This is a genomic window from Roseitalea sp., from assembly GCF_984466335.1.
On the sequence record NZ_CFIFWG010000086.1, the window covers coordinates 1 to 12,758 of the forward strand.

The following is a 12,758-nucleotide window of genomic DNA, read 5'->3' on the forward strand; positions in this document are numbered from 1 at the left end:
CAGGGCGGGGCCGCCGCCTCGCTGCCGCCTCTGGCCGGCCTGGAGGTCTGGCGGCAGGGTGTCAGCCCGTTCCTGTTCGGCACGGCCGTTGCCGCCATCGCCCTCATGCTCGCGGTCGCCGTCGAGGCCGGCCTTTACGCGCTGCGCGGCGGCGCGGGGACCCGGCACTCGGCGATCGCCGCCAGCGACGTGCACGGGGACGGCTGGTTCCGCCGCAATTTCGATGCGGGCTTTGACCGGTTCCGGCGCGGCCCGTTCGCCCGGCTGGTGCGCCTTGCCTATGACTGGCGCTACGTGTCGATCGCCATCGCCATCGGCCTGGTCATGGTGTTCGCCTGGGGCCTGCGCGCGGGCGGCCATGTCGGCTTCGTCTTCTTCCCCTCGCCGGAATCGGAAAACATTTCAGGGTCCGTGATCCTGCATCCGGGCACGCCCGAAGCCGAGGCGGTCGAAGCGGTGCGCGCCTATGAGGCGGCGCTGCGGCGCGCCGAGGCGAGCCTGACCAGGGCCAATGGCGAGAACCTAATCGAGGCCGTGTTCGTCACGCTCGGCTCGTCCGGCCGGGCACGGGGCGACAATCTCGCCCGGATCAAGGTGCAACTGACGATTTCCGAACGGCGCGCGATCCGCACGCCCGATATCGTCCGGGCCTGGCGGGCCGAAGCGCCCGACCTGCCGCAGGTGCGGCGCTTCGCGGTCCGGCAGGCGCGCGGCGGACCGCCCGGCGCGGACATCGATGTCGAGCTGCGCGGCCCGTCCATCGCCGTTCTCAAGGATGCAGCCATCGAGGTCACGCAGATCGTGGCCGCCATACCGGGCGTCACCGGCGTCGAGGACGATCTGCCCTTCGGCAAGCCCGAACTCGTCATGACGCTGACGCCCAGGGCCGCCGCGCTCGGCTTCACGCTCGATGCGGTGGGCACGCAGGTGCGCAACGCGATCGAGGGGACGGTGCCGCGGCGCTTTGCGCGCGGCAATGACGAGGTCGCCATCCGCGTCAGCCAGCAGACGGCCGGCCAGGGGACCGCGGCGCTGCGCTCGATGATGCTCACCGCGCCGTCGGGCAATCTCGTTCCGCTGACCGAAATCGTCACGCTGAGCGAGCAGCAGGGCTTTTCGGCGATCCAGCGCAAGAACGGCCAGACCACCATCTCGGTGACCGGCGAGATCGACGCGACGATCAACACCACCGACGGCGTCGTCGCGCAGCTCGTGGCGTCCGGCGCGCTCGATGCGGTGGCGCGCAAGCATGGCGTCGAATATGGCTTTGGCGGTCGCAGCCAGGAGCAGCGCGACGCGTTCGCCGACCTCGGCCTGGGCACGCTCGTCGCCCTGAGCGTGATCTATGTGATCCTCGCCTGGGTGTTCGGCAGCTATTTCCGCCCGTTCGCGGTGATGCTGATCATCCCGTTCGGCGTGGTCGGCGCCGTCGTCGGCCACTGGCTGATGGGCTACCAGCTCACCGTGCTGTCGATGATCGGCCTGCTCGGCCTTTCGGGAATCCTGGTCAACGATTCCATCATCCTCGTCTCCCGGCTCGAAGAGCGGCTGCGGGGCGGCGAGGACATTGGCCAGGCATGCGTCAATGCCAGTTGCGACCGTTTCCGGGCGGTGCTGCTGACATCGCTGACGACGATCGGCGGCCTGATCCCGCTGCTGTTCGAAACCTCGCTCCAGGCCCAGTTCCTGCTGCCGATGGCGATCACGATGGTCTTCGGCCTTGCGACCGCGACGGTGCTGGTGCTTTTCCTGGTACCGGTCTTCATCGGCATCGGCGAGGATATCCGCTCGACCCTCGTCGCGCTCTACGGCGACCGCGCGGGCCGGCCGCCCCGTCCCGGGATCGATCCCCGGCGCGCAGAGACTCAGTTCAGCGTCCGCACCGCGTTGGGAATATCGAGCGAGAAGGGCGGGATCAGCGCGCGCATCCGCTCGCCGTTCTCGCGCCGTATGACATAGTGCCCGACCATGGTGCCCGACGGCGTGTTCAACGGACAGCCCGATGTGTATTGAAAGCTGTCGCCCGGCGACAGGACCGGCTGCTCGCCGATCACCCCCGGACCGGCGACCTCCTCGACCGCGCCGATGGCGTTGGTGATCCGCCAGTAGCGGCTTTCGAGCTGGATCGTCTCGCGCGAATGGTTGGCGATCACCACCGTATAGGCCCAGAACCAGCGACCATCGTCCGGATCCGATTCCTGATCGAGGAAATCGGGCCGTACCGTGATTTCGATGCCGTCCGTGGTTTGGCGATACATGGCGTAAATGTAGCCAAACGGTCCCGCGCCGAAAAGGGCCGTCCCACGCGAATGTGTCCGCGCGTGATGATCGCGCGGCCGGTTGCGTCGTGACCTTGCGGCGGCGATGGCGTATGGGCGCGACAGGGCAAACTGCCGGTGAACCCATGCTCGACAACACTTTGCGTCCGAAGATCGATCCCCTGCTCGAACGGCTGGCGCGGCAAATGGCCCGTGGCGGCATCACGGCCAATCAGCTCACCTGGACCGGCCTTGCGATCGGTATCGCGGCTGCCGGTGCGATCGCCGTCCAATGGTACTGGCTCGGCCTGGTGCTGGCTCTGCTGAGCCGGCTGTGCGACGGCCTCGACGGTCCGGTGGCACGCCTGACCGGCAAGACGGACTATGGCGGCTATCTGGACATCGTGCTCGATTTCGCTTTCTACGGGGTCATCCCGGTCGGCTTCGTTCTGGCGGATCCGGCGGCCAATGCCGTTGCGGGCGCGGTGCTGGTCCTGTCCTTCTACGTCAATGGCGCGAGCTTTCTGGCCTACGCCATCATGGCCGAACGGCAAGACCTTGAAAGCGAAAGCCATGGCGACAAGTCGATCTTCTTCACGACGGGCCTGGCCGAGGCGACCGAGACGATCGGGATGTTCGTGCTGATGTGCCTGCTGCCCGGCTGGTTCCCGGCGCTCGCCTGGCTGTTCGCCGCGATCTGCTTCTATACGGCCGTGTCGCGCATCGTGCTGGCATCGAAGACGTTGCGTTGACGGTCAGGCCACCCTGGCCAGCGCCTGCTCCAGATCGGCGATCAGGTCGGCCGCGTCCTCCAGCCCGACCGACAGGCGCAGCGTGCCGCCGCCGATCGAAAGCTCGTCGCGATCCTCGTCCGAAAGGTTCTTGTGCGTGGTCGTCGCCGGATGGGTGATCAGGCTCTTGGCGTCGCCCAGATTGTTGGAGATGGCGATGATGTCGAGACCGTTTTCCAGCGCGAATGCGGCACGCTTGCCGCCCTTGACATCGAAAGCGACCAGTGTCGAGCCGCCGCTCATCTGCCTTGGCACGATGTCGGCCTGCGGATGGTCGGGCCGGCCGGGATAGACGATACGGGACACGGCGGGATGGCCGGCGAGGAAATCGGCCACCGCGCGGGCGCTTTGCGTCTGCCGGGCGACGCGCAACGGCAGCGTTTCAAGGCCCTTCAGCATCACCCAGGCGTTGAACGGGCTCATGGACGGGCCGGTGTGGCGGTAGAAATCGTGCAGATGTTCGTCGATCCAGTCCCGCGGCGCGAGCACGACGCCGCCCAGACAGCGGCCCTGCCCGTCGATATGCTTGGTGGTCGAATAGACGACGATGTCGACGCCCAGTTCCATCGGCTTCTGATAGAGGGGCGTTGCGAACACATTGTCGATGACGGTGCGCGCGCCGCAGGATCTGGCGACCGCGACCACATGGCCGATGTCGATCACTTCCAGCGTCGGATTGGTCGGGCTTTCGAAGAAGAAGAGCTTCGTGTTCGGCTTGACCGCCTTTTCCCAGGCGCTCGGGTCGGTGCCGTCGATCAGCGTGGTTGCGACGCCGTAGCGCGGCAGCAGGTGCTCGACGATCCAGCGGCACGAGCCGAACAGGGCGCGGGCGGCGATCACGTGATCGCCCGCCGAGACCTGGCACAGGAGGGCCGAGGCGACGGCCGCCATGCCCGAGGCGGTCGCGCGGGCGGCCTGGGCCCCTTCCAGCGCGCACATGCGCTGCTCGAACATCTCGACGGTGGGATTGGCGTAGCGCGAATAGACAAAGCCCGGCTCGTCGCCCAGAAAGCGCGCCTCGGCGGCCTCGGCACTGTCATAGACGAACCCCTGCGTCAGGAACATCGCCTCGGAGGTCTCGCCGAACGAAGAGCGCACGGTGCCCTCATGGACCATCCGCGTTGCCGGTCCCCGGCCTTTCATATCCTTCGCCATGACGAACCTCCATACAAAAATCCCGGCCTCATGGCGCCATGAAGCCGGGTCGTCGCCGTCTGGTCCATGCCATGGACTGGTGGCTCTGTCCGCGGCCTTTTAGCGAGTTCTGGGAGCGGGCTCCCGTGGCTGCAAGCCGGCCGGCCAAATCACCACCTATTAAGCTGTCCATAAGGGGTGTACCCGCTTGCGTCAATCGACGGGCACCGCCATCGTGCGCGCAACCGGAGCAGCGCGGACCCACCCATGACGCGGCGCGAAAGCGGCATCCTCGCCGATCACGACATCGGTCACCTGATCGAGGCGGGCGCCGTCGCGCTCCCCCGGCCGCTCGACGAGCGGCAGGTTCAGCCGGCCAGCCTCGACTTGCGGCTGGGCACGGTCGCCTACCGGGTGCGCGCCGGCTTCATGCCGGGCCCGGCGCACACGGTCGCCGAAAAGCTCGCCCAGTTCGAGCTGCACCGAATCGAGCTGACCGGAGGGGCCGTGCTTGAAACGGGCTGCGTCTATATCGTCCCGCTGCTCGAAACGCTGGCCCTGCCGCCGGACATCGCCGCCGCCGCGAACCCGAAAAGCTCGACCGGCCGGCTCGACATCTTCACCCGGTTGATCGCCGACAATGCGGTCGAGTTCGACAAGGTGCCGACCGGCTATCACGGCCCGCTCTTTCTGGAAGTCAGCCCGCGCACCTTCCCGATCGTGGTCCGGACCGGCTCGCGCCTGACGCAGATGCGCTTCCGGCGCGGCCAGGCCATGCTCGATGCCGCCGCCCTGAGCGCCCTGCACGACCGGGAGACGCTGGTGGCGGGCGACAGGCCCAACATTTCCCGGGCCGGGATCGCGCTTTCCGTCGACCTGTCGGGCGACGGGAACGGCCTTGCGGGCTATCGCGGCAAGCGGCACACAGCGCTGGTCGATGTCGACCGGCCGGGGGCCCATGAGGCGCTCGACTTCTGGGAGCCGGTGCATGTGCGCGCGCGCAAGGAACTGATCCTCGATCCGGACCAGTTCTACATCCTGGTCAGCCGCGAGGCGGTGCACGTGCCGCCATCCCACGCCGCCGAGATGACGCCGTTCGACCCGCTGGTGGGCGAATTCAGGGTGCATTATGCGGGGTTCTTCGATCCCGGCTTCGGCCATTCGGCCGCCGGCGGCACGGGCAGCCGCGCGGTTCTGGAGGTGCGCAGCCACGAGGTGCCGTTCGTGCTCGAACACGGCCAGATCGTGGGCCGGCTGGTCTATGAGCGGATGATGTCGCGCCCGACCGCGCTCTATGGCGCGGACATGCGCTCGAACTATCAGGCGCAGGGCCTCAAACTGTCGAAGCACTTCCGGGTGCCATAACCGGCCCGCCCTCCTGCGCCCTCAGCGCGCGGACCTCGGCGCGAAGCGCCCTGATCTCTTCGAGGATCAGCGCCTGTTCGTCGTGGATCGACTGGCGTTCACCGGCGGCCTCGGCGTCATGCTCGGCCTGCATCGCCGAGACGACCACGCCGATGAACAGGTTCAGCACCGTGAAGGTGGTCGCGGCGATGAAGGGTATGAAGAAGGCCCAGGCCCAGGGGAAGGCGTCCATCACCGGCCGGACGATGCCCATCGACCAGCTTTCGAGCGTCATGATCTGGAACAGCGAATAGGCCGAGGCGGCGATCGAGCCGAACCATTGCGGAAAGGCCGCGCCGAACAGCTTGGTGGCCATCACGGAGAAGACATAGAAGACCAGCAGCAAAAGCAGCACGATCGAGCCCAGGCCGGGCAGCGCCGTCAAAAGGCCGCCGACGACGCGGCGCATGGAAGGCACGGCGCTGATCAGACGCAGCACGCGCAGGATGCGCAGCGAACGCAGCACCGAGAACGGCCCGGCCGCCGGGATCAGCGCGATGGAGACGATGACCAGATCGAAGATGCGCCACGGGCTCCTGAAGAAATCGAGCCGGTAGACCGCGAACTTCATCGCCAGTTCGACGACGAACACCGCCAGGATCAGCCGGTCGATCGTCATAAGGGCCGGCCCGGCCGCCTCCATCAGCGCCGGCGACGTCTCCATGCCCAGCGTGACCGCGTTGATGACGATCAGCGCGATGATCGCGCGCTCGAAGCGCTGGCTTTCGACGAGGGTTCGCAGCTTTTCCATGAAGGCACCGGCGCATGTGTGAGAGTCCGGATGCCAATATATGGATAGGGCAGTGGAATTGAAACGCGCTCTTGTGCGGCGCAATGCGCTCAATCGATCCGCTCATGGGGCCCGTGCGGCGTCTTCTCCCATTCGAAGGGCCGCGTGAACAATTGTCCCAGGGCGCGCCAAGCGGCGAGCGACTGCGCCAGCCAGTAGACCGGAACGAGCGCCAGGCGCCAGCCGACCTTGCGCCGGTCCCGCGGGCCGGTGGCAAGCCAGCCCAGCGCGATGAAAGCCAGATAGCTCGAAACGACCATCAGCCCATCGATGCATGCGATCAGGCCCGGATAGGGCGCATCGGGACGCTCGAACGCGAGCCAGGCGCCAAGGGCGATCGCGTTGACGAGAACGATCGGATGCAAAAGCGCGGAGATGATCGTGCCCGTGAGCAGCAACTGGGTGATCAGGAAAGCGCACACGTCCATGTTGCGAAACAGGCGCAGCGGCTCGCGCGTGTGCACGATCCAGGTCTGCATCCAGCCCTTGAACCAGCGCGTTCGCTGTGGCAGCCATGCCGCGAACGTATGCGGGGCGTCTTCGAGGGTGGGGCGCGTGATCATGGCCGTTCGATAGCCGCTTCGCCACAGCCGCATGCCCAGATCGGCATCCTCGGTCACGTTGAAGGGGTCCCATCGGCCGACCTTTTCGAGCGCGTGCCGGCGGAAATGATTGGACGTCCCGCCCAGCATGATCGGCGCGCCGATGCGCGCCAGCCACGGCATCAGTCCGCCGAAAAGGCAGGAATATTCGAGGTGAAAGAGCGCCGTCAGCGCATTGCGGCCCGTATTGGCCTTCACCAGCGGCGCCTGCAGGCAAGCGACGGCCTCCTCGCTGCCCATGAAGGTTTGCCAGGCCTCGTTGAGCTGGTCGGGGTGCGGGCGATCCTCGGCATCGTAGAGCGTGATGAACTGTCCGTGCGCGAAGGCCATGGCGTAGTTGAGCGCCTTGGGCTTGGTGCGCGGCTGGCCCGGCGGAACGGGCACGATCTCGAAGCATGGCGGAAGGCGCTCCAGCGCCAGCGCGCCGAGCGTATCGGCATCGTCGCGTTCGCACACGAGTAGGATCTGCAGCTTGGACCGCGGCCACCTGATGCGCTTCAGGCTGGCGATCAGATCGGGGATCACGGCGACCTCGCGGTAAAGGCAGACCAGCACCGTGTAAACCGGCTTGCCGCCAGGGCTCGCCGGCGCCAGGGGCACGGCACGCGCGGGCCGGTAGGTCAGCGACGCAAGGACCCGCAGCATCACGCACGCAAAGAAGAAGACCGACAGGGCCGCATGCAACAGGACGGCGACCAGGCCGGGCTGCACGGCCAAGGCGATGATGCCGACGGCCACCAGGAGCGCCGAGACGGCGCCCTGCCAGAACCGGGCGCCGGCATGGGCGGACATGGCCGGCTCCGCATAGGCGAGCTTGCGGACGGCCGTCTCGACAAGCTGCGGGGCATGATGGCGGCTCAACAGGCCGCGCAGCGCCCGCGGCGCGGTGATCGCGAGTGGCCGGGGCAACGCGCCGCGCTCTTTCATCGCAAGGATCGCGGCGATCGCTCGCGGATCGGGCGCGGTCACCGGCATGGCGCGGCCATCGCGAAGCTGGCACCAGACGAGCGGCGCGCGGACGCTCACCGTGCCGACCTCGCCGTCGCCCGCGCTCAGGACCCGGCCTATGTCGGCCGCCTCGACATAGGGCCGGTCCAGATGGCGCGCGAGCGCGCGGTAGAAGGCGTTCTGGGCAATGACGCCGTGCGCCAGCAACTCGCACGCAGCACCCGTTCGGTTCCGGTCGGCCAGCGCCATGGCCTGGCGAAGCCACTTGACCGGAAAGCCGGGCCAAGCAAGAAAGACACAGCACGGGCTGAGCGGCGGCTCATCGCCCGCAGGATCGCCGCGAGCGTGGCCGAAACGGTCCGCCAAGGGCCCTGTCGGCGCACCGGGCGGCAGGGCTTCACCTGGCAAAGCCGATGGGCACACGCCAAGAGGCCCGCCGCCTCCTGCAAGTGTGCGGTCGATATTCGACCGCATTACGCCATGAACATAGTCGTCTACCTCACCCGCCCGCAAGACTATCTCTTGCCTTAAGTGAATCAAGCCACAAGGGGCGTATTTTGAACCTTGCAATCAACAAAATCCGTCAAGTATCGCGGGTGCCCGATCGCCTTGCGCGACACAAGAAGAAGGGGCGCCCAGCCGCTTGCCGGCGCAAGGGCTGCGGGTCGGGCGTGCTTCCGGCGTGGATGCGCACAAGCCTGGCGGCCCTCGCAACCGGCCTGATCGCGCTGGGACCGGCGCAGGCGGAACCGCCGCGGCTGTGGGATCCGGGCTATCGCGCGCCGGCGATCGATCTGGGCGGGCTGGAAAGGCTGCGTTTTCTGACCAGCCTCGATTTCCCGCCCTTCAACTTCGCCGATGCCAACCGCAGGCCGACGGGCTTCAACGTCGATCTGGCGCGTGCGCTTTGCGCCGAACTCGGCCTGATCGATCGCTGCGAGATCCAGGCGATGCCCTGGGAGGAGCTGGAGCCGGCGCTCGAAAGACGCCGGGGCGAGGTGATCCTCGCCGGCCATGCGCCGGGCGCGGCGCTGCGCATGCGCTTTGGCCTGTCGGAGCCGTATTTCCGCTTTCCGGCGCGCCTTGTCGGGCGCAACGGCACCGAGCCCGATGATATGGCGTCCGCCGACCTGCTTGCCGGCCGGAAGGTCGCCGTCGTCGAAAATTCAGCCCACGCGGCAATGCTCGCCACCTTCTTCCCGCGGGCCCAGGCGGTCCCGATGCCCGAAATGGCCCAGCTCTACGAGGCGCTCGAAACCGGGAACGCCGACCTCATCTTCGGCGACGGCGTGCTGCTGTCGTTCTGGCTGGCATCTCCGGCGGCCGGCGATTGCTGCCGTTTCGTGTCGGGGCCGTATCTGTCCGAGACCCATCTGGGCCCCGGCATGGTCGCGGTCACCCGCACTGAGGACAGGCGCCTGCTGGATGCCGTCAACGGCGCGCTCAAGGCGGTCGAGGACAGCAGCGCCTATGCCGAGATCTACGCGCGCTACTTCCCCGTCGACCCGTTCGGCACGCAAGTGTCGCAAGCGGGCGGCGCGGTCCGGCCGAGGCGGTAGCCCGCCCGACGGAAGGGCAGCGCCAGCGCCCAGCCCAGGCTGGCCGTCCGCGGGCCGTCATAATCGTCAAGGCCGATGCGCATGCGGTCATGGCCGGCTTCGGGCTGGTCGTTGTAGGTTCCGAACAGCCGGTCCCAGACCGACAGGTTGAAGCCGTAATTGCTGTCGGTCTCGCGCCTGACGACCGAATGATGGACGCGGTGCATGTCCGGCGTCACGAGCAACATTCTCAAGGCGCGGTCGAGCCCCAGCGGCAGGCGCGCATTGGCATGATTGAACATGGCCATGCCGTTGAGGACGATCTCGAAGATCAAGACCGCGATCACCGGCGCGCCGAGCGCGACGATGACCGCCGCTTTCCAGATCATGGAGATGACGATCTCAAGCGGATGAAAGCGCAGCGCCGTCGTCAGGTCGAAACCCTGGTCGGAATGATGCATGCGGTGAATGCGCCACAGAAGCGGCCATTTGTGGCTGACCAGATGCTCCAGCCACACGGCGAAATCAAGCACGACGAAGGCGATCACGCCGGCGAGCAGGACGGGCATGCCGACCAGGTTGAACACGCCCCAGCCCTGTGCGTGCGCATAGACGGCCGTGCCGACCGCGGCCGCTGGGAACACGATCCGCAGGCAGAGCGACGAAATCACGACCATCGACAGATTGGCGAACCAGCGGCGCGAGCGCAGCGCCCCTGCCATCTCGGCGCGCTCAAGCCGCGGCGCCCACAATTCGAACGCGGCCATGGCCGTGAAGATGGCGACGAAGGCGGCAAAGCGGATGAGCGGCTCGTTCTCGACCATGACCGTGACATGGCCCTTGCCGCCCGCGCGGTCAACGCCGCCGGCACGCACATTGCCGTGAAAGGCGCGAATGTCAGTCCTGCGAGGGCAACCGGAAACGCACGCGGGCCGAATGCTCGATGGCGGCGATCGTCAACGCGTCCAGATCGAGCGTCTCGCGCAACATCTGAAGGAAGCGGAGCTCTTCCTGCTCGACATGAAGGTCGGCGGCGGCGATTTCGACGGCGACGGCATAGGCCGTCGCATAGAGCCGCGCCGGGATCGTGTCGTGAACCAGGGTCAGGATGGTCTCAAGCCCGCCCTCTTCGGCAAGGATCATCGTGCAGCCGTTGGCCTGTTCGACAAGCACGTCCCGGTCGATCCCCTCGAAGATCGGCAGCGTGTCGGTGATCACGCCGATGCGGCTCAGTTCCCGGTCGGACAACCGGGCATCAGCCGCCGCCACCGTGACCATGATGTAGATCAGCGCGCGCGCCTCATCGATCTTCGCCATGCCTTGACCCCTTGCGATATCGGGCCGTCTGTATGGCGGCTGCGTCCCGCGCGCAACCCGCCCTCGGGCGGCGGCGCGGGACCCGATCTTGCCACTTTTCATCGCAGCATCGCTGGGCTAGAGCGCTGTGTCATGACCTTTCAATGCCCAAGTCCGCTTTCCGCAGGGGACCAGCCATGAGCGCCGCACCGCCGCCGCCCGTCGATCACGATCCCGCCCTCTTAGAGGCCGCCAGGACATCGAGGGCATGGCCGTTCGAGGAGGCGCGCAAGATCGTCGAGCGATATGAAAAAAGCGGCTTTTCGGGCACGGTCACCTTCGAGACCGGCTACGGGCCGTCCGGCCTGCCGCACATCGGAACCTTCGGCGAGGTGGCGCGCACCGCCATGGTCCGCCACGCCTTCCGCGTCCTGACCGGCGACCGCGTGCCCACGCGCCTGATCTGCTTTTCCGACGACATGGACGGGATGCGCAAGGTTCCGGACAATGTGCCCGACCGCGACGCGCTCAAGGCGCATCTGCACAAGCCGCTGACCGCGGTGCCCAACCCGTTCGGCGGCGATCATGCCAGCTTCGGCCATCACAACAATGCCATGCTGCGCCGGTTCCTCGACACGTTCGGCTTCGACTATGAGTTCATGAGCGCCACCGAATGCTACCGGAGCGGACGGTTCGACGCCGTGCTCCTGCGGGCCTGCGAGCGCTACGACAGGATCATGGAAGTCATGCTGCCCACGCTCGGCGAGGAGCGCCGGGCGACCTATTCGCCCTTCCTGCCGATCTCGCCGAAGACCGGCCGCGTCCTCTATGTGCCGATGAAGCATGTCGATGCGCGCAAGGGCGCCGTCACGTTCAACGACGAGGACGGCACCGAAACCACCCTGCCGGTGACCGGTGGCCATGTGAAGATGCAGTGGAAGCCCGATTTCGGCATGCGCTGGGCCGCGCTGGACGTCGATTTCGAGATGTTCGGCAAGGACCACCAGACCAACGCCGCCCTCTACGACAGGATCTGCGCGATCCTGGGCGGCCGCCCGCCCGAACATTTCGTCTACGAGCTGTTCCTGGACGAGAACGGCGAGAAGATTTCGAAATCGAAGGGCAACGGGCTGACGATCGACGCATGGCTGGCCTACGCCCCGACCGAGAGCCTAGCGCTGTTCATGTTCCACAAGCCGCGCACGGCCAAGCGGCTGCATTTCGACGTCATTCCCAAGGCGGTCGACGACTATTTCAGCTTCCTTTCGGCATTCGGCCGGCAGGATGCGGCGCAGCGGCTGGCGAACCCGGCCTGGCACATCCATTCAGGTGCCCCCCCAAGGGCCGACATGCCGGTGCCGTTCGCGATGCTGCTCAATCTGGTCGGCGCGTCCAATGCCGGGAGCAAGGACGTGCTGTGGGGCTTCATCTCGCGCTACGCGCCCGGCGTGACGGCGCGATCGCACCCGCAACTCGACGCGCTCGCCGGCTTCGCGATCCGCTATTTCGAGGACTTCGTGCGCCCGGCCAAGCGGTTCCACGCACCCGACACGGTCGAACGCCAGGCGCTCGAAGACCTCGCCGCCGCGCTGGCCGGCCTGCCCACGGGCAAAGCGGCGGACGGAGCCGCCATCCAGGATGCGCTGCTCGATGTCGGCCGGCGGTTCGAGCGCTACCAGGACCCCGGCAAGACCGGCCCGCAGGGGAAACCGGCGGTGACCGGCGACTGGTTCAACGCGCTCTACCGGACATTGCTGGGGCAGGAACGCGGCCCCCGGCTGGGTTCGTTCATCGCGCTCTACGGCATTGCCGAAACGCGCGCCCTGATCGCCCGGGCGCTCGCGGGCGAACTGGCCGTCCCGCCTTCATCCTGAGGTGCGGGGAAGGAAGGCGCGCCGCGCTACTGGCTGGCCCACAGGATACGGGCCATCCATTCCAGCTCGTCCGTCGCCACCGTCCTGTCGGCGAAGTCCGGATTGGCCGACGCAAGCTCGACG

The 12,758-nt window shown here is 67.2% G+C and carries 11 protein-coding genes and 1 riboswitch; of the genes, 5 read left to right on the forward strand and 6 right to left on the reverse strand.

Annotation, left to right across the window (positions count from 1 at the left end):
• Positions 1 to 1,959: efflux RND transporter permease subunit (locus tag AC5E6L_RS09225; protein ID WP_491772798.1), on the forward strand; the 1,959-nt coding region annotated here is incomplete at its 5' end.
• On the opposite strand, the gene apaG is transcribed toward AC5E6L_RS09225, so the two are convergent.
• A complete protein-coding gene (gene apaG, locus AC5E6L_RS09230; RefSeq protein ID WP_491230065.1) occupies positions 1,866 to 2,258 on the reverse strand; it encodes a Co2+/Mg2+ efflux protein ApaG in 393 nt (130 codons plus the stop codon). The genes AC5E6L_RS09225 and apaG overlap by 94 nt on opposite strands.
• A gap of 146 nt (positions 2,259 to 2,404) precedes the next feature.
• Here apaG and AC5E6L_RS09235 point away from each other — a divergent pair, with 146 nt between their 5' ends.
• Positions 2,405 to 3,010, forward strand: coding sequence for a CDP-alcohol phosphatidyltransferase family protein (locus AC5E6L_RS09235; RefSeq protein ID WP_491230064.1), 606 nt, complete (start codon positions 2,405 to 2,407; stop codon positions 3,008 to 3,010).
• Positions 3,011 to 3,013: 3 nt separating this feature from the next.
• Here AC5E6L_RS09235 and AC5E6L_RS09240 read toward each other — a convergent pair whose 3' ends face one another.
• Positions 3,014 to 4,204 carry an O-succinylhomoserine sulfhydrylase gene (locus AC5E6L_RS09240; protein ID WP_491772801.1) on the reverse strand — a complete coding sequence of 397 codons (1,191 nt, stop codon included), beginning with the start codon at positions 4,202 to 4,204 and terminating at the stop codon, positions 3,014 to 3,016.
• Between the two features lie 79 nt (positions 4,205 to 4,283).
• Positions 4,284 to 4,370, reverse strand: a riboswitch (SAM riboswitch).
• 80 nt (positions 4,371 to 4,450) lie between these two features.
• Here AC5E6L_RS09240 and AC5E6L_RS09245 point away from each other — a divergent pair.
• Positions 4,451 to 5,548 (forward strand): 2'-deoxycytidine 5'-triphosphate deaminase, encoded by a 1,098-nt coding sequence (locus tag AC5E6L_RS09245; RefSeq protein ID WP_491230062.1) that lies wholly within the window; start codon positions 4,451 to 4,453, stop codon positions 5,546 to 5,548.
• Here the strand turns inward: AC5E6L_RS09245 and AC5E6L_RS09250 are convergent.
• Positions 5,517 to 6,338 carry an ion transporter gene (locus AC5E6L_RS09250; protein ID WP_491772803.1) on the reverse strand — a complete coding sequence of 274 codons (822 nt, stop codon included), beginning with the start codon at positions 6,336 to 6,338 and terminating at the stop codon, positions 5,517 to 5,519. The two genes, AC5E6L_RS09245 and AC5E6L_RS09250, sit on opposite strands and share 32 nt — an antisense overlap.
• Positions 6,339 to 6,427: 89 nt before the next feature.
• Positions 6,428 to 8,176, reverse strand: coding sequence for a glycosyltransferase family 2 protein (locus AC5E6L_RS09255; protein WP_491772805.1), 1,749 nt, complete (start codon positions 8,174 to 8,176; stop codon positions 6,428 to 6,430).
• Positions 8,177 to 8,613: 437 nt separating this feature from the next.
• On the opposite strand from AC5E6L_RS09255, the gene AC5E6L_RS09260 reads away from it, so the two are divergent.
• Positions 8,614 to 9,486, forward strand: a complete 873-nt coding sequence (locus AC5E6L_RS09260; protein ID WP_491772807.1) for a transporter substrate-binding domain-containing protein — start codon at positions 8,614 to 8,616, stop codon at positions 9,484 to 9,486.
• Here AC5E6L_RS09260 and AC5E6L_RS09265 read toward each other — a convergent pair.
• Together AC5E6L_RS09265 and AC5E6L_RS09270 are read right to left on the reverse strand one after the other, a co-directional pair.
• On the reverse strand, positions 9,417 to 10,289 hold the full coding sequence (locus AC5E6L_RS09265; RefSeq protein WP_491229520.1) for a sterol desaturase family protein: 873 nt from the start codon (positions 10,287 to 10,289) through the stop codon (positions 9,417 to 9,419). The two genes, AC5E6L_RS09260 and AC5E6L_RS09265, sit on opposite strands and share 70 nt — an antisense overlap.
• Positions 10,290 to 10,362: 73 nt before the next feature.
• On the reverse strand, positions 10,363 to 10,782 hold the full coding sequence (locus AC5E6L_RS09270) for a tellurite resistance TerB family protein (RefSeq protein WP_491229516.1): 420 nt from the start codon (positions 10,780 to 10,782) through the stop codon (positions 10,363 to 10,365).
• A 176-nt stretch (positions 10,783 to 10,958) separates the two neighbouring features.
• Between AC5E6L_RS09270 and AC5E6L_RS09275 the strand changes: the two genes are divergently transcribed.
• Positions 10,959 to 12,635, forward strand: coding sequence for a lysine--tRNA ligase (locus tag AC5E6L_RS09275; RefSeq protein WP_491772809.1), 1,677 nt, complete (start codon positions 10,959 to 10,961; stop codon positions 12,633 to 12,635).
• Positions 12,636 to 12,758: the final 123 nt, after the last annotated feature.